At 65.1% G+C, this 16,461-nt stretch carries 19 protein-coding genes; 12 read left to right on the forward strand and 7 right to left on the reverse strand.

Annotated elements, in window-relative coordinates:
• Window positions 1-266: 266 nt before the first annotated feature.
• From BM118_RS17895 to BM118_RS17905, 3 genes are all read left to right on the forward strand, one after another.
• A complete protein-coding gene (locus BM118_RS17895; RefSeq protein WP_092186815.1) occupies window positions 267-1,985 on the forward strand; it encodes a pyrroloquinoline quinone-dependent dehydrogenase in 1,719 nt (572 codons plus the stop codon).
• 89 nt (window positions 1,986-2,074) lie between these two features.
• Window positions 2,075-2,416, forward strand: coding sequence for a c-type cytochrome (locus tag BM118_RS17900; protein WP_143099483.1), 342 nt, complete (start codon window positions 2,075-2,077; stop codon window positions 2,414-2,416).
• 38 nt (window positions 2,417-2,454) lie between these two features.
• Window positions 2,455-3,222 (forward strand): substrate-binding periplasmic protein, encoded by a 768-nt coding sequence (locus BM118_RS17905; RefSeq protein ID WP_092186816.1) that lies wholly within the window; start codon window positions 2,455-2,457, stop codon window positions 3,220-3,222.
• 62 nt (window positions 3,223-3,284) lie between these two features.
• On the opposite strand, the gene BM118_RS17910 is transcribed toward BM118_RS17905, so the two are convergent.
• The gene (locus BM118_RS17910) at window positions 3,285-3,929 is read right to left on the reverse strand and encodes a glutathione binding-like protein (RefSeq protein WP_027545602.1); all 645 of its coding nucleotides are present in this window, start codon (window positions 3,927-3,929) and stop codon (window positions 3,285-3,287) included.
• Window positions 3,930-4,036: 107 nt separating this feature from the next.
• Between BM118_RS17910 and BM118_RS17915 the strand changes: the two genes are divergently transcribed.
• Window positions 4,037-4,687 carry a TetR/AcrR family transcriptional regulator gene (locus tag BM118_RS17915; RefSeq protein ID WP_092186817.1) on the forward strand — a complete coding sequence of 217 codons (651 nt, stop codon included), beginning with the start codon at window positions 4,037-4,039 and terminating at the stop codon, window positions 4,685-4,687.
• 195 nt (window positions 4,688-4,882) lie between these two features.
• Here BM118_RS17915 and BM118_RS17920 read toward each other — a convergent pair whose 3' ends face one another.
• Window positions 4,883-6,850 (reverse strand): methyl-accepting chemotaxis protein, encoded by a 1,968-nt coding sequence (locus tag BM118_RS17920; RefSeq protein ID WP_177234410.1) that lies wholly within the window; start codon window positions 6,848-6,850, stop codon window positions 4,883-4,885.
• A 290-nt stretch (window positions 6,851-7,140) separates the two neighbouring features.
• The gene (locus BM118_RS17925) at window positions 7,141-8,106 is read right to left on the reverse strand and encodes a 2-hydroxyacid dehydrogenase (protein WP_092186818.1); all 966 of its coding nucleotides are present in this window, start codon (window positions 8,104-8,106) and stop codon (window positions 7,141-7,143) included.
• Between the two features lie 145 nt (window positions 8,107-8,251).
• On the opposite strand from BM118_RS17925, the gene BM118_RS17930 reads away from it, so the two are divergent.
• The 4 genes from BM118_RS17930 to BM118_RS17945 all read left to right on the forward strand — a co-directional run bounded on the left by BM118_RS17930 (window position 8,252) and on the right by BM118_RS17945 (window position 11,080).
• Complete coding sequence (locus BM118_RS17930) at window positions 8,252-8,620, forward strand: YciI family protein (RefSeq protein ID WP_011089906.1); 369 nt, start codon at window positions 8,252-8,254, stop codon at window positions 8,618-8,620.
• Window positions 8,617-9,918: an RNA polymerase sigma factor gene (locus BM118_RS17935; RefSeq protein ID WP_092186819.1), complete on the forward strand. Its 1,302-nt coding sequence runs from the start codon at window positions 8,617-8,619 to the stop codon at window positions 9,916-9,918. The genes BM118_RS17930 and BM118_RS17935 overlap by 4 nt, the downstream gene beginning before the upstream one ends.
• A gap of 173 nt (window positions 9,919-10,091) precedes the next feature.
• Complete coding sequence (locus BM118_RS17940) at window positions 10,092-10,631, forward strand: SRPBCC family protein (protein ID WP_092186820.1); 540 nt, start codon at window positions 10,092-10,094, stop codon at window positions 10,629-10,631.
• Window positions 10,632-10,666: 35 nt separating this feature from the next.
• Complete coding sequence (locus BM118_RS17945) at window positions 10,667-11,080, forward strand: VOC family protein (RefSeq protein ID WP_092186821.1); 414 nt, start codon at window positions 10,667-10,669, stop codon at window positions 11,078-11,080.
• A 101-nt stretch (window positions 11,081-11,181) separates the two neighbouring features.
• Here BM118_RS17945 and BM118_RS17950 read toward each other — a convergent pair whose 3' ends face one another.
• From BM118_RS17950 to BM118_RS17965, 4 genes are all read right to left on the reverse strand, one after another.
• Window positions 11,182-11,532 carry a hypothetical protein gene (locus BM118_RS17950; protein WP_092186822.1) on the reverse strand — a complete coding sequence of 117 codons (351 nt, stop codon included), beginning with the start codon at window positions 11,530-11,532 and terminating at the stop codon, window positions 11,182-11,184.
• 442 nt (window positions 11,533-11,974) lie between these two features.
• Complete coding sequence (locus tag BM118_RS17955) at window positions 11,975-12,319, reverse strand: hypothetical protein (RefSeq protein ID WP_092186823.1); 345 nt, start codon at window positions 12,317-12,319, stop codon at window positions 11,975-11,977.
• 270 nt (window positions 12,320-12,589) lie between these two features.
• Window positions 12,590-13,027, reverse strand: coding sequence for a hypothetical protein (locus BM118_RS17960; protein ID WP_092186824.1), 438 nt, complete (start codon window positions 13,025-13,027; stop codon window positions 12,590-12,592).
• 127 nt (window positions 13,028-13,154) lie between these two features.
• The gene (locus tag BM118_RS17965) at window positions 13,155-13,943 is read right to left on the reverse strand and encodes an SDR family NAD(P)-dependent oxidoreductase (protein ID WP_092186825.1); all 789 of its coding nucleotides are present in this window, start codon (window positions 13,941-13,943) and stop codon (window positions 13,155-13,157) included.
• Between the two features lie 219 nt (window positions 13,944-14,162).
• On the opposite strand from BM118_RS17965, the gene BM118_RS41460 reads away from it, so the two are divergent.
• The 4 genes from BM118_RS41460 (at window position 14,163) to BM118_RS17985 (ending at window position 16,441) form a co-directional block, all read left to right on the forward strand.
• A complete protein-coding gene (locus BM118_RS41460; protein ID WP_177234411.1) occupies window positions 14,163-14,528 on the forward strand; it encodes a nuclear transport factor 2 family protein in 366 nt (121 codons plus the stop codon).
• A gap of 229 nt (window positions 14,529-14,757) precedes the next feature.
• The gene (locus tag BM118_RS17975; RefSeq protein ID WP_092186826.1) at window positions 14,758-15,162 is read left to right on the forward strand and encodes a YciI family protein; all 405 of its coding nucleotides are present in this window, start codon (window positions 14,758-14,760) and stop codon (window positions 15,160-15,162) included.
• Between the two features lie 52 nt (window positions 15,163-15,214).
• The gene (locus BM118_RS17980) at window positions 15,215-15,577 is read left to right on the forward strand and encodes a hypothetical protein (RefSeq protein WP_092186827.1); all 363 of its coding nucleotides are present in this window, start codon (window positions 15,215-15,217) and stop codon (window positions 15,575-15,577) included.
• 123 nt (window positions 15,578-15,700) lie between these two features.
• Window positions 15,701-16,441: a TetR/AcrR family transcriptional regulator gene (locus BM118_RS17985; RefSeq protein WP_027545587.1), complete on the forward strand. Its 741-nt coding sequence runs from the start codon at window positions 15,701-15,703 to the stop codon at window positions 16,439-16,441.
• Window positions 16,442-16,461: the final 20 nt, after the last annotated feature.

Below are 16,461 nucleotides of genomic sequence, written 5' to 3' on the forward strand. Positions count from 1 at the left end.
CAAATTCGCCTTCCGCGTCAAATTCGTCCTCTGCGCGCATTCCACCTTGCACTCCCTGTGATCCGTCGTACGCTGTGACGTCAGACGTGCAACAACAATCACTCCAGTGAACGTGGCTCCTTTGGGCGATATGCGCCGAGAGAGGGGACATCTGTTGGCAGCTCAGGTCCGATGGAGGACGGTCGACGCGTACTGAACTGCAAACACCCCTCGCAGCAGCGCTTACGAGACGCAATCAACAAACACAAAAGCGGGAGGAAGTGCATATGAGGAAGCAGTGGCTCAGCTCTGGCTTGCCTGTCCTTGTCGTTGCGACACTTGCAGTGTCGGCGGCGTTGGCTCAAGCCGTGGATACGGCCCGGATCGAGGCGGCCGGTCAGAACGATTGGCTCACCTATCACGGTTCCTACAAGTCGCATCACTACAGCCCACTCGCGCAGATCAATGCGAACAATGTCGGCAATCTGGGCGTAGCCTGGATACACATTCCCGGACGATCGACGCGCGGCCTCCAGTCGATGCCGCTGGCAGCCGATGGCGTGCTCTATTACTCGGGTTCTTACAGCCGGGTCTTTGCGCTGAACGGTGCGACGGGCGAAGTCATCTGGTCGTTCTTTCCGGAGCTGGATGAGGCGCTCATCAGCCGACAGACCCACTCTCCCTACAACCGTGGCGTAGCTCTGGGCGAAGGCAAGGTCTTCGTCGGCACGATGGATGGTCGTCTTTTCGGTCTGGATGCAAAGTCGGGAAAGGTCCTCTGGGAGACCAGGCTGATCGACTCGCAGAAGCTCACGGTCGGTTTCACCGGGGCGCCGCTTTACGCGAAAGGGAGCGTGATCATCGGCTCGCAAGGTGGCGAATGGCCGGGCCGTGGCCCGATCTTCGCCGTCGACGCCACCACCGGAAAGAAGAAGTGGGAGTTCCTGACGGTCGCAGGCACCGACGAGGCCATGAAAACCTGGGGCAACGATTCCTGGCGCACCGGCGGTGGTGGCGGTTGGATGCCGGGGACCTACGATTCCGAGACCAACACCATCCTGTGGGGCACCGCGAACCCGGCGCCGCTCTATGATTGGTCGGGCGCCGACTACAAGACGCAAGGCGCGCGTCCCGGCGACAATCTCTATACGAGCTCGGTGATCGGTCTCGACATCGATACCGGCAAGCTGAAATTCTACCACCAGGAACTGCCCCACGACGCCTGGGACTTCGACAGCGCCGTCGGCGAGTTCGTGATGCTCGAACGCGACGGGCAGAAATACGTGGTTCATCCGAACAAGGGCGGCTTCGTCTTCGTCTACGACCGCAATCTCGGCGTGAAGAACGTCTGGCGACTGGTTGAGAACATCAACTTCGTCAAGGATATCGATCCCAAGACCGGCGCGCTGATCGGGCGACGCGATTTCCAGGCCGGGAAAGTCGCCGAACCGCCGCTGTGTCCGTTCATCGGCGGCGGCATCAGCTGGAATGCCGGCTCATACAGCCCGAAGACCGGTCTCTACTACAAGATCGGCCAGGAATGGTGCATGACGCTGGAAGTCCAGAAGACGACGCCGGTCACCACGCCGCAGGTCCAGCTCAACATCGGCGCCGACTTCAAGATGGCGCCTCCTCCAGGCGGCGAGATCTACGGACATCTTGATGCGCGCGATCCCATAACGGGAGCGAAGAAATGGGAGGTCCGCTATCCCGAGCCGCCGCTTGGGAGCGTACTGTCGACCGCGGGCAATCTCGTGTTCGTGCCCGACTCCCGTGGCGTCCTTCACGCCTACGATGCCGAAACCGGCGCCGAGCTGTGGAAACACAACAATGGCACCGGCCATCAAGGCGGCATCGTCAGCTACTCCGTCGGCGGCAAGCAATATATCGCAGTGGCCGCAGGCTTTGGCGGGATGCTGGCGGATGAATATGCGCCAAACTTCGGCGGCGTCTACAAGAGCATGCCGCGTGACGACGGCGCGCTCATCGTCTTCAGCCTGAAATAGTCTGCCGCAAACCTTCGATCGGGGCGCGGGCGCAGGCCCGCGCCCCGATCGATCGAAGCGGCCGCGCGCAATTCAGGAATGGAGGGGACGTGTCGAGATTGCATCTGAAGACGATTCCGGCGGGGCTGGGCGCCGTGTTGCTGTGCGCTGTAGTGGCTCGGGCACAGTCCGCCACGCCCGCGCCCGAGAACGGGACCTTCGAGGTCGAGCAGGTGTTCGCGGGGACTTGCGGCTTCTGCCACTCCGACGGTGGCCGGGCGCCCGGCAAGGGGCCGCAGCTGATGAACTCGCCGCGCGACGACGACTTCATTCGCGACCGCATCAAGCACGGCAAGCAAGGAGCGATGCCGGCATTCGACGGCGCCTTCACGGACACCCAGATCGATCAGATCGTCAAATACATCCGCGCCTTGAAACCGCGCCAGGGCTGAATCGCGCAAGGCGCGATCCATCCAGATGGGAACGCCGAATGAAGGCATTTGTCCCGCTCATTGTCGCTGCCGCCATCGGACTATCCGGACCGGCGCAGGCGCGAACCCTGGACGCGATCCGCTCGAGCGGCGCGATCGGGCTGTGCGCGCATCCCAACTCGCTTCCCTTTGCGCGCAAGGCGGGCGATCCGCCCGGCTTTCAGGTCGAGCTCGGTCAGGCGCTGGCACGCGAGCTCGGTGTCTCGCTGCGGCTCGACTGGATCATCACGCAGTACCAGATGCGCAGTGCCGGCTGCGACATTCTTCTGGACGTCATCGCTGATCGCGAAGCGCAAGGCGAAACACGCCTGAGGATATCGAAACCGTACTATCGCACGGGCGTCGCGCTCGCGGTGCCGTCATCCAGCACGCTCACCTCGTTCAAAAGCCTCAACGAGGCCACCAAAGTGGGAGTGCAGGTTGGATCGGTCGCGGCCATGATCATTGGTCAGCGGCGCGTGCCGACATCGACCTTCGGCTTCGAGAGTGACAGCCTCGACGCCGTGTCGAATCATGAGATCGATGCCGCCGCGGTCACCCCCACTGCGGCGAGCTATTTCAATCTGACGCATCCGGACAAGGCGCTCCGGATCCTGGATCGCGACGAGAGCGTGGCCGATCTCAACTGGAATGTCGCCGTCGGCATGATTCGCCCCGATGATGCGATGCGCGAAGCCATCGACGGAGCGGTGGAACGGCTGCGAAGCGACGGCACGATCGAACGGATATACGGTCGCTACGGGATCGTGCTGCAAGCGCCGAGATAGTCGAATTGCAACGAAGGAACGACGTCGTCCCGGCTCAGCCGGAACGACGTCGCCGCCTTGCCTTAAGCCGCCGCCTTCTTCCTGGCGAGTTCGGCCTTGTACAGCTCGAACTCTTCCGCGATCGCCTTTGCGACCGAGGGCCGCTGGCGCAGCCGTTCGTAATAGGCCTTCACGTTCGGCCATTTGGCGAGCTCGATCGGCGGTGTTGCCATGGTCCAGTTGATGACCGTGACGAGATAGGCGTCGGCCACGCTGAAATGGTCGAGCAGGAAGTCGCGTCCCTTCAGGTAGTTGTCGAGATAGTCGAGCCGCGACAGGTTCTTCTCCAGCGCGTAGGCCTTGGTCTCCTGCGGCGCCTTGCGGTCGAGCACGGGAATGAACAGCCCCTTGTGCAGCTCGGTGCCGATGAAGCAGAGCCATTGGTGCAGTCGCGTGCGCTCGATGCCCGCCGCGGCGCCGAGGCCGGATTGCGGGAAGCGGTCGGCGACATATTGCAGGATCGCCGCGTTCTCGGTTAGCACCACGCCCTCGTCGGTGCGCAGCGTCGGCACGAGGCCGATCGGGTTCACGGTGCGGAAGTCGGTACCGTCGTTCAGGACCTTCTTGGTCGGCGGATCGACTTCGAGATAGTTCGCGTCGGCGCCGGCTTCATACAGCGCGACGCGCGTCGCCATCGAACAGGCGAGCGGCGAGAAATAGAGATCCATCTGTAGCCTCCTTGGGCAGTTCCTCTTTCGGATATCGCTCAACCTGGCCAGATTGATTTTTGTACCATCTTGCATAATATGGCGAGGGTCAAGGATTAATTTGCGAAATGGTACAAAAATCGAAGCCGCCAATTGCTGCCAATGAGCCGAAGCGCCGTGGCCGGCCGCGCGCCTATGAGCCCGATGTCGCGCTCGGCAAGGCGCTCGACCTGTTCCGCAGGCAGGGCTTTGCCGCGACCTCGCTCGACGATCTGAGCGAAGCCACCGGCATGAACCGGCCGAGTCTCTACGGGGCCTTCGGCGACAAGCGCGAGCTCTACATCAAGAGCTACCAGCGCTACCGCGAGGAAGCGCGGGCATCCATGGCCGCGATCTTTCGCGAGGAGATGCCGCTGCGCCAGCGGCTGGAGCGCATCTTCGCCTCCGCGCTGAACATCTATCTCTCCGGCGAGACGGGCCCGCGCGGCTGCTTCACGGTGGTGACTGCGGCGTCCGAAGCGGTCGGTGATCCCGACATCCGCGCCATGGTGCTCGACGGTCTCACCGAGCTCGACAAGGCGTTTGCGAGTTGCTTCCGCCGCGCCAGGGAGAAGGGCGAACTGCCGGAGAGCGCGGACCCGGCCGTGCTGGCCCAGCTCGCATCAGCGACAGTGCACTCGATCGCCATCCGCTCGCGCGCGCGCGTATCACGCAAAGATCTGGAAGCGATCGTGAAGGGTGCGATTGATGTGATGGTGGGGGCTGGCGCGAAGAGCTAGGCCGGGACGACAGTGAGTATGTGGCGCGAGCTATCTCCCCGACGTCGTCCTGGCGAAAGCCAGGACCCATAGCCACCGAATTTGGTTTGGCGAAGACGCGGGGTTAGAACTTCGCGCAGCAACTCGCCCCTGGGGTAATGGGTCCCGGCTTTCGCCAGGACGACACCTTTCGCTGAGGCGCCAGCCGTCGTCTCACTACGCCGCCCGGATATGCGCCAGGAAGCGATCGACCTCGTCGCGCAGCCGTTGCGACTGCTTCGACAGCTCGATCGCTGAGCCCAGCACTTCCTCGGCTGCCGTGCCGGTCGCGGCGATGCCGGCGGTGACGCCGGAGATGTTCTGCGAGACTTCGCCGGTGCGGGCGGCCGCCTGCTGGACGTTCTGCGCGATCTCCTGTGTCGCGGTGCCCTGCTGGCCGACGGCGGCGGCGATCGCGGCCGAGATTTCGTCGACCTGCTGGATCGTCGCGCAGATCGACTGGATGCCGTCGACCGCGCCGGTCGTCTCGCCCTGCACCGCCGTAACCTGCGCGCCGATCTCTTCGGTTGCCTTCGCGGTCTGGGTCGCCAGCGCCTTCACTTCGGAGGCGACCACGGCAAAGCCGCGACCGGCTTCGCCCGCGCGCGCCGCTTCGATCGTCGCATTGAGCGCCAGCAGATTGGTCTGGCCCGCAATGCCATTGATGAAGGAGACGACGTCGCCGATCTTCTGCGCGGCATCCGCCAGGCTCTGCACCCGCGCATTCGATTGCCGTCCGTCGCTTGCGGCCTTGCCGACCACCTCGGTCGCGTGCGCAAGCCGCCGGCTGATCTCGGTCATCGACGAGGACAATTCTTCCGCGGCGGCCGCGACCGTCTGCACGTTCTCCGAGGCCAGCGCCGAGGCCGACGACACCGTGCGGGTCTGCTCGCGCGACTGCTCGACGATATCGGACATCGAGCGCGCCGTGTGCTCCATCTCGACCGCGGCCGCGGACACCGTGGTGACGACCTCGCGGATGCTGGCCTCGAAATTGTCGGCGAGCGCGGCGAAGGCGCGCCGCTTCTCCGCTTCGGACTGCGCCTTGGCCTCGAGCTGCTCGGCCTGGAGCTTGCCGAAATTCACCGCATTGTCGCGGAACACCGCGACCGCCTTCACCATCGCGCCCACCTCGTCATTCGACTTGCTGGTGGGTACAGTGACGTCGAGACGTCCGTCCGCGAGCTCGCGCATCACGTTCGTGATCGACAGGATCGGGCGCGAGATGCTGCGGGCGATGAGATAGCCGACGATCGCCGCCAGAACGAGCCCGAGCGCGGCGATTCCGATCGCCAGCAGCCAGGCGCGATCGGCGGACGCCTCGTAATCGGCATTGTCCATGACGAGCTCGACCGCGCCGAGCGGCTTTCCGGAGAAGTCCCTGATCGGCCCGAGCAGCGCGGCGACCGGCGTGGTGTCGAGCTTGGCCTGTCGCACCGTGAAGCTGCCCTCGGCGGCACGGCCGTATTCGGCGGCATCGAAGAAGCTCTTGCCCTTCAGCGTGCCGCCGAACAGCTTGAAGCCCGAGCCGTCGGCGAGATGGAAGGCGACGTCGACATGGCGGTTGTTCCTGAAATCGTCGAGGAAAGGCTGGCCGAAGGTCAGGCCGAATTCGACCGTGCCGAGATGCTTGCCACCTTGCGCGATCGGCACCACGCCGCGGATGCCGAGCCCGGCCACGCCGCCCTCGAGCCCGACCACGACCTTGCGGTCCTGGTTGGCGACGACGACGGTCTTGCGGAAGCCGGAGAGGTCGTCGCCGAATTTGGCCGGCTGGTGCACGCGCAGATAAGACGTCGCCGGTGGCACGTGAAACTGGAACTGGTCGACGCCGTAGTCGGATTTGATGGCCGTGAACACCGGTCCGAACAGGCGCACCAGCGCGTCGCGGTCCTGCTTCGCCATCGCCTCCTGCGTCGCCGGCATCGCGGCCACCACGGCGCTCATCGCGGCGGCGCGGTGCGATTCCTCGGCGATGCGCGATTGCAGGGCGTCGTAATGGCTGCGCAGCTCGCGCTGGTCGGCGCGGTCGATGATGCCGGCGATGATCCACATCGCGCCCAGCACAGCAAACAGCGCGGTCGCCGCCGCCGTCACCGCCAGCGCAACCGTGATCCGCATCCTGAGGCCGAGGCTCGTCCGCATGTCCGACTCGTTCTTTGAGCGTTGGTTAACAACGCTTATCAACTTCTCGCTAAGAGAGGGTGAACGGGGTACCGGCGGAGCGGGGTGGTTGTGGTGGAGGCCGTCGGCCAAAGCAAAGCCGTCGTCCTGGACAAGCGCAGCGAAGCGGAGCGCAGATACAGGACCCATTACCCCAGGGAGTAGTTTGGCGAAGACTCGGGGTTACGACTTCGCGCCGCAACTCCTCCCTGGGGTAATGGGTCCTGGCTTTCGCCAGGACGACACCGAGAATCAGGCGGCCGCGTGTGGCCCTAATACCCCCGCGCCCGGTCCACCACGTTCTCCAGCGCGCCGCCCGCCTCGAACCGTGCGATCTGCTCGGCGACATAGGCCGAGATCGCTTCCGCGTCGGTGTCCGCGGCGTTGTGCGGGGTCAGCAGCACCTTGGGATGGGTCCAGAAGCGGCTGTCGGCCGGCTGCGGCTCCTGCACGAAGACGTCGAGCGAAGCGGCGCCCAGCGTGCCGTCGTCGAGGCAGGCGAGGATATCGGCTTCGTTCTGGAGGCCACCGCGGCCGGCATTGATCAGGACCGGAGCGCCGAGCGGGCTCTTGCGATTGAGCTTGGTGAAGACGTCGCGGTTGAGGATGCCGTGGGTGTCAGGCGTCAGCGGCAGCAGGCTGACGAGGATGTCGGTCGCGCGCAGGAAGGCGTCCATCCCGGCGGTGCCATGGAAGCATTCGACGCCATCGATCGTGCGCGGGCTGCGGCTCCAGCCGACGACGCGGAAGCCGAGCCGCCGCAGCACGTCGGCCGCGTCCGCGCCCAGCGTGCCTAGCCCCATCACGCCGACCGTCACCGCGCTCGCCGGCCATTGATATTTCGGCTCCCAGCGCTTCTCGCGCTGCGACTGCCGCATGTACAGCTCCTGGCGGTGGTGCATCAGTACGTGCAGCACGACATATTCGGTCATGCGATTGGTCAGGTCGGGCACGGCGACGCGCACCAGCGGCACGTCCGGCAGGCTCTTGTCCGCCATCAGCGCATCGACGCCGGCGCCGAGATTGAAGATCGCGCGCAGATTGGGGAACGAGCCGAGATCGCCCGGTACCGGCTTCCACACCGCGGCATAGTGCACCTCGGCCGGATCGAGCCCGGCATCGGGCAGCAGCACCACGCGGCGGCCGCCGCAGACCGAATCGAACCGGGCCTTCCAGCGCTCCGGCAGCCAGTTCTGCTGCGTGCTATTGATCAGGACGGCCAGGGTGCCTTTGGTCATTCGAAGTGCCTCGTCGGGGTTCCGCTCTTGAGGGCTCTCCTTGGCACGATCTGCCGGATTTTTCTTGCAATTTTTTTCCGCAGCCCTGTCGGGGCAGGGCATATTGGATCGTCTTCAAAACAAGAGGTCAGGGAAGGTACTGCCCATGCTTTATGCGATCCTTTGCTATCATGACGAGGACTTCGTCGGCTCCTGGAGCAAGGACCAGGACGAGGCGGTGATGAAGAAGCTCGCCGTGGTGCAGGAGAAGCTCACGAGCCAGGGCCGGCTCGGTCCGGTGGCGCGGCTGTTGCCGACCACCGCGGCGGCGACGCTACGCAAGGAGGACCCGCCGCTGGTGCTCGACGGCCCCTATGCGGAGACCAAGGAGCAGTTGCTCGGCTTCTACATCGTCGATTGCAAGAACCTCGACGACGCGCTCGACGTCGCGCGCGACCTCGGCGCCGCCAATCCCGGCGGGGCCTATGAGGTGCGCCCCGTCGGCGTGTTCAGGCCGGGAGGAAACCTGACGTGAGCGAGACCGACACCGCCTGGGTCGAGACCGCGCTGACTTCGGCGCGACCCCAGGCGGTCGGCGCGCTGCTGCGCTATTTCCGCGATCTCGACACCGCCGAGGAAGCCTTCCAGAACGCCTGCCTGCGCGCGCTCAAGACCTGGCCGCAGAACGGGCCGCCGCGCGATCCCGCGGCCTGGCTGATCATGGTCGGCCGCAATGTCGCGATCGACGAGGTCCGGCGCGCCCGCAAGCAGCAGCCGCTGCCCGAGGACGATCAGGCGATCTCCGATCTCGACGATGCCGAGGGCGCGCTCGCCGAGCGGCTCGACGGCTCGCATTATCGCGACGACATTTTGCGCCTGATGTTCATCTGCTGCCATCCGCAATTGCCGGCGACGCAGCAGATCGCGCTCGCCTTGCGCATCGTCTCCGGCCTCACGGTGAAGCAGATCGCCCGTGCTTTCCTGGTCTCGGATGCGGCGATGGAGCAGCGCATCACGCGCGCCAAGGCGAAGGTCGCGGAGGCCGGGACGCCGTTTGAAACGCCCGGTGCAGTCGAACGCTCCGAGCGCCTCGCCGGTGTCGCGGCGATGATCTACCTGATCTTCAACGAGGGTTATTCGGCGAGCGGCGACACCGCCGAGATCAGAAAGCCGCTCTGCGAGGAGGCGATCCGGCTGGCGCGGCTGCTCCTGCGGCTGTTCCAGAGCGAGCCGGAGATCATGGGGCTGGCGGCATTGCTGCTGTTGCAACATGCGCGCAGCGCCGCGCGGTTTGCGGACGACGGTTCGCTGATCCTGCTGGAGGACCAGGATCGCTCCTTGTGGAACGGCACCATGATCGCGGAAGGGCTTGCGCTGATCGACAAGGCGATGCGCCATCGCCGCAGCGGGCCCTACCAGATCCAGGCCGCGATCGCCGCACTGCATGCCCGTGCGGCGACGCCGGAGGAGACCGACTGGGCCCAGATCGACCTGCTCTATGGCGCGCTTGAACTGGTGCAGCCCTCGCCGGTGGTGACGCTCAACCGCGCGGTCGCGGTGTCCAAGGTGCGCGGGCCGGAAGCCGCGCTCGACCTGATCGAGCCGCTGGCGCCGAAGCTTGCCAACTACTTCCATTTCTACGGCGTGCGCGGCGCCTTCCTGATGCAGCTCGGCCGCAATGACGAAGCCCGCATCGCCTTCGACCGCGCCATCGCGCTCGCCAACACCTCGGCCGAAGCCGCCCACATCCGCATGCACATCGATCGCCTGATCCGGGACAGCCAGCCGAAGAGCGGCAACGGGGGCGCCAGGCAGGGTGCGACGGCGAAATAGGGCAGGGCACCATCCACACTGTCATTCCGGGGCACCCGAAGGGTGAACCCGGAATCTCGAGATTCCGGGTCTGGTCCTTCGGACCATCCCGGAATGACGACCAAAAAAAAGTCCCCGTCTTGTCGGCCCCAGCCTCCTCCCTTCGTCCTTAGCCCGTATCCAGGGAGCCATTCATGCTGAAAGCCATTGCCATCATCGCCATCGTGCTCGCGGTCGGGATCGTGGCCGTCCTCGTCTTCGCCCTGACCAAGCCCGACACCTTCCGTGTCGAACGCTCGCTCGCGCTGAAGGCGCCGGCCGATGCGATCTATCCGCTGGTCGCCGATTTCCATCGCTGGACCGCCTGGTCGCCTTACGAGGGCCGCGACCCCGCCATGAAGCGCAGCTTCGGCGGAACCGCGCCAGGAAAGGGCGCGACCTATGCCTGGGACGGCAACAACAATGTCGGCGCCGGCCACATGGAGATCCTCGAGGCGAATTCGCCGTCGAAGCTCCGTATCAAGCTCGATTTCGAGCGTCCCTTCGAAGGGCACAACACCGCCGAGTTCACCTTTGTGCCGCAAGGCGATGCCACACTGGTCACGTGGGCGATGTACGGTCCGGCGCCCTTCATGTCCAAGGTGATGCAGGTCTTCATCAACATGGACAGCATGATCGGCAAGGATTTCGAGGCCGGTCTCGTCAGCCTGAAGAAGCTCACCGAGAAACAATGAGCCTCATTGCCCAAGGAAAGAAAAGGAGAGACACGATGCTCAATCCCTATCTGTTCTATCAGGACACCTGCGAAGCGGCGTTCAATTTCTACGCCAAGGTTCTCGGCGGCAAGATCGAGGCGATGATGCGCGCCTCGGACGCGCCGCCGGACATGCCGGCCGCGCCCGGCCGGGAGAAGACGATCATGCATGCGCGGATGTCGCTGCCCGGCGGCAGCGTGCTGATGGCCTCCGACGCGCCGCCCGAGCATGTCCAGAAGCCGCAGGGCTTCTCGATCTCGCTGACGATCGCCGATGTCGCGGACGCCGAGCGCAAGTTCAACGCGCTCGCCGACGGCGGCACCGTCACCATGCCCTTCAGCAAGACGTTCTGGGCCAAGGGTTTTGGCATGTGCGTCGACAAGTTCGGCATCCCCTGGATGGTGAACTGCCCGGCGGAAGGCATGTAACACGCGCGACCGCCTGATACGTGGCGCCCCTCTCTCGATTGTTGCGGGTGAGGGGCGCGCCCAAGGCGGTCACGTCATTGCCGGATCGGCCGCTCGCTGTCTCAACGGACCGATCCGGTCACGTCCTCGCCGGGCGACGGCGATTGGACGCAGCGAGGGCAGATCACGAGCTTCGTGCCGAGCTGCCTGTCTTTCTCCGCCTCGATTTCGTCATGGACCGCCCACCACGCTTCGGAGTAGGGGCGCAAGGTGCCGAGCACTCTTTCCCGTTCCTGATTGGGATTATCCTGCGCAGGTGCGGGGTTCGCTGCGCGCTGCTTTGTGACGTGTGGCCGGTTCGGGTTCTGTCCGAGGCCGTCCCATGCGATCGGTCGGCGCTCCTGCGCCGGCGCCGGCGCGCAGCCCATGAGCGCTGCGCAAAAAGTGAGCAAGACGAAGCCGTGTCGCATCATGCCGAACCCTCAGTGCGGTACGCGACACGCAAAATCCGCGTGAGAGACTTTGCATCGCGTCGGTTAAATGGAACCTAAGGGAAACGACGTGGCCGGCATGAAATATGGAGTCTCGATTCGCATGACTTTGCGAGAGCAGTGGGGCCGCTTCGTGAAATGATCGGGACCGCATCGCACAACAACTGGCGCAATATTAGGCTGTGAACTGCGCGTCAGAATCGCTAATTATTCCTTCATAAATTCTACAAACTGGGATGGGCGTGACTTGGAAGGGGAGCGACCGATGGCGGCGGCGCTACAGATCAACTTTGCACTTTGGGGTATGCTCATCTGCGCGAGCATGGAATTGGCGCAGATGATCCAGGGGTTCTTCTAGAACCCGACGTCGCGCGAGACCGGCGCAATTTCGCCGGCGCGCCTGCGTGCTAGCTCACGCGCGCCCCTAGCTCACAAGCAATGCGATGAGCGTGAAGCTGACGCTTGCGATCACGATCATCGAAACGACGTAGTTGCGCGGCCGCGCCATCCGCGAGGGCGGCGGTCTCCTCGGCCGCGACGGCGCGATGTCGTGCCAGGCGGGTTCCGTCGGCGCGAGCGCGGCTTCTGCGCCCGAGCCGACATACTTCACGTAGAGCTCGAGCAGCCGCAGCTGGGACGGCAGGTCCATCAGGCCCTCGCGGTCGCGCCGTGACAGCAGTTCGAATTCGACGGTTTCCTCGGAGTTCAGTTGGCCGAGGACGATCCGTCCCTGGTCCGACAGGCGGTAGCGAAAGTCGATGGGCTGCATGGCATGCGACGCATTTGAAAATGAGTAATCTTGAAAAAGCGGGACCATTCTCGTCTGTGACCATTGCTGAGATTATGACGCCGCCGCGGCCTCAGTCTGGCCGCAACCATCATAGACTGCAGGGAAAAGCTGCAAACCGCGTAAATTGTGCAGGCATTGCGAAGCGGATGAGCGGATTCAGCGTCCGGAGAGCCGAAATTCCGCAAAATTGCTCAATCGTCGGACAGCGGCGGGCTCAACCTGGTCACGCGGCCGGTGGCCGCCTGATCCTCACCGGCAGCGCGGATAGATCGCGGCGAGGTCGCGCCCCTTCAGCAACAGCAACCGTGAGGTGAGGCCGCCGCGGCGGCCGATCCAGTCGCGCACCGGCCCCGGATAGGCTTGGAGCACCGCGTCGGAGGCTTCCGGCTCGGCATAGAAGCGCCCGCGCCGGTCGACCGAACGTGCGGCATGGAAGCCGAGCACGGCGCGTTTGGTGACACAGATGCGCTCGCCGGGCACGATGCTCAGCACCAGCGTGCAGGCGGACAGGCAGGGGCCGTCGATCACCACGCGCTCGCCGCTCTCGCGCACCTTCTCGAACAGGTCGAGGAACGGCCCGACCTGTCCGCCCGGTGACTGGATGATGCGGATTTCGGCGGCAACGGGTGCGGAGGCGAGCAGGGCGGTCGCGAGCATCAGGGCTTTGACCAAAGCAACACGTTGCATCGTACTCTCCGCACATTCGACGTCGTCGGGTGGGCAAAGGGTCGCGTGCCCACCAATGGCACCACAAATCCGGAGACGGTGGTGGGCACGGCGCGTCGCGCCCTTGCCCACCCCACAAATCCCGTGCCTACCCGTTGCGCCGTTGCCCGCGCAGCGTCGGCAGGCCGATGCCGGCCGCATCGAAGCCGCCATCGACGGCCAAAATTTGGCCGGTGATGTAGCTCGCGCTTCCCGAGCACAGGAAGAAGATCGCCTCCGCGAGTTCCTCCTCGAGGCCGTAGCGGTTGAGCGGAATGGCGTCGTGATAGTCGGCGCGGATCTCCTTGGTGTGCACCTGCTTGGCCATCGCGGTGTCGACCGGCCCCGGCGCAACCGCGTTGACGCGGATGTTGAGCGAGGCGAGCTCGACCGCGAGCTGCTTGGTCAGGTGCGCGAGCCCCGCTTTGCTGGTGCCGTAGGCCGAGCGCAAGGTCGAGGCGCGTACCGCCGAGATCGAGGTGATGTTGACGATGGCGCCGCCGTCGCTGTCGCGCATCAAGGGTACCGCGGCCTTGGTGCAGAGGAACGGGCCGGTGAGGTTGACCTCGAGCACGCGGCGCCAGTCGGTATCCGACGTCTCCATCAGCGGCGCGAACACGGCGATCCCGGCATTGTTGACCAGCGCATCCAGCCGGCCGAACTGCCGCTCGATCGCGGCAAGCGCGGTGCCGACCGCGGCCGCGTCGGAGACGTCGCAGGTCAGCGCGAGCGTCGCCTCGTCCTGGCCGATCTCGGCGACCGCGCGGCCGAGCAACTCCCCCTCGATGTCGAGCAGCGCCACGCGCCAGCCCTCGCCAAGGAACTTCTTCGCGGTCGCAAGCCCGATGCCGCGCGCGGCTCCGGTGACGAGGGCGACTTTTTGCGGGGCCTGCGGCATTTGCTGATCTGTCCTGTGTTCGAAAGGGCGTGCGGCGCCCTTGGGCTCGGTCTTTTACTTCGCTTTGGTCCCGACGAGAAAGGCCCTGACCATGCCGATCGATCTGGACGAGGACTACTCGACATATTGTTGCGTTCTGCCGGCGGAACGCCTCGCGCGATGTCGGCCCGGCCGCCCCTCTACCGTCTTCTACACGACCTCCACCAAGGAGACCGACCGATGCCTGACGACCACGCGCGCCTGATCCGAGACCTCTTCGCCGCCTATCTCGCCAATGACCGGCAACGGGTGAGCGAGGCGCTCGCCGACGACTTCCGCTTCACCAGCCCGTTCGACGACGACCTCGACGAGGCGACCTATTTCGAACGCTGCTGGCGCGACACCGGCTGGATCGCGCGCCACGATATCGAGCGCATCTTCGCCATCGGCGACGAGGCCTTTGTCACCTATCGCTGCCTGGCGACAGATGGCAGGAGCTTTCGCAACACCGAGTTCTTCACCTTCGCCGGCGGCAAGGTCCGCCGGATCGAGGTCTATTTCGGTGCCGCGTTCCAGGACGGCCGGTTCCTGCCGCAGCCGCGCTGACGCAGGAACCTCCCAAGCATGACCTCCGAAATAATTTTCGCCACGGTGTCGGTTCTATAGCAAGGCATTCGTCTTACAGGGGAGAGCGGGCCGGTTCGGCCCGCTCATCTCCCCCGTCATTCCGGGGCAGCCCGGAATCCATCGGGCCGCAGAGATTATCGATGAATGGATTCCGGGCCTGCGCCCTCGCCGCGCATCCCGGAATGAGAAGGTAAGCAAGGAACTGCCCATGCGATTCATGATGCTGATGATCCCGCTCGGCTACGAGACCGCGCCGCCGGACGTGCAGCTCGATCCCGAGCGCGTCGCCGCGATGATGCGCTACAACGAGGCGCTGAAGGATGCCGGCATCCTGATCACGCTCGACGGCCTGCATCCGCCCTCGATGGGCGCGCGCGTGTCGTTTGCGACCGGCGAGCCCGTTGTGACCGACGGCCCCTTCGCTGAAGCCAAGGAAGTGCTGGGCGGCTACTGGATGATCGAGGTCGCCTCGCTTGCGGAGGCGATCGCGTGGGCCAAGAGATGCCCGGCCTCGGCCAATGAGGTGATCGAGATCCGGCAGGTGCAGGAGATGACCGACTTTCCGCCGGACGTGCAGGCCGCCGCCGCCGGCTTCGACGGTCTGAAGAACTAGCCAGAGCGGCCGCGATGGAGTTCGCGGCCGACATCAACAAAGGAGAGAACCAATGAGCGCCGACACCTATCTCGCCGTCTTCCTCGGCAGCAAGACCAGCCCAAAATGGGCTGCATGGAACGCGATGTCAGACGCTGAGCGCAAGGCGAAGGAGTTGGAGGGCATCGCGGCCTGGAAGGGTTGGGCCGAGAAGCACCAAGGCGCGATCCAGGCGATGGGCGGTCCGCTCGGCAAGACCAAGCGGGTCGATGACAAGGGCACTGCCGACATCGCCAACGAGATGGGCGCCTTCACCGTGGTCCGCGCCGCGTCCCATGAAGCGGCCGCGAAGATGTTCGAGAACCACCCGCACTTCGCGATCTTCCCCGGCGAGCGCGTCGAGATCATGCCGGTGCTGCCGATCCCGGGCGGTTAGGGCAGACAGCGTCATTCTGGGTGCGGTCCTGCGGATCGCCCCGGAATGACGGTGAAAATACGGGTTCACCAAGCCCAGCTTGCGCTAGTGACTTCACGCCCAGCTCATGTAAAAGCTGTTCACATGAGCTGGCGCAAGGAGACGCGCCGCGCCGAGCGCGGCTATCACCACGGCAATCTGAAGGAAGCCTTGTTGCAGGCTGCCCTCGGGCTGATTGCCGAGAAGGGCGCGGCTGGCTTCACCTTTGCCGATGCCGCGCGCATGGCCGGCGTCAGCGCGGCGGCGCCCTACCGGCACTTCCGCGACCGCGACGAGCTGTTGTCCTCGATCGCCCAGCGCGGCTTCGAGCAGTTCGAGGCGCGCTTGACCGCGGCCTGGGACGACGGCCGGCCCGATACGGTCACCGCGTTCGAGCGGGTCGGCAGGGCCTATCTCGCCTTCGCCCGCGAGGAGCCGGCGTTCTACAACGCGATGTTCGAGTCCGGCCTGCCGGTCGATGCCAATCCGGCGCTCCAGGCCGCGAGCGAACGCGCATTCAACATCATTCGCGCCGCGGCGGAGCGGCTCGCGGCACTTGCACCGCCCGGCACGCCGCGGCCGCCGGCGATGATGATGGCGCTGCACATCTGGTCGATGGCGCATGGCGTGGCCTCGCTGTTCTCGCGTGGCGATGCAGCGCGACGAAAACTGCCGATGTCGCCGGACGAACTGTTAGAGGCCGAGGTGCTGATCTATCTGCGCGGTCTCGGCTTCCCGACCGATCGCCGTCCGCCCGCGAAAAGCGCCGAGCCGCCGCCGGTACCACCGGAGGCGTCCTCCGGTTCTGGCGTGCCGCCCGGTGGCCCCTGGGGCAAGCCGAAATAAAATTGCGCAAATAATTCGCC

It is taken from the genome of Bradyrhizobium sp. cf659, from assembly GCF_900113725.1.
Lineage (GTDB): Bacteria > Pseudomonadota > Alphaproteobacteria > Rhizobiales > Xanthobacteraceae > Bradyrhizobium.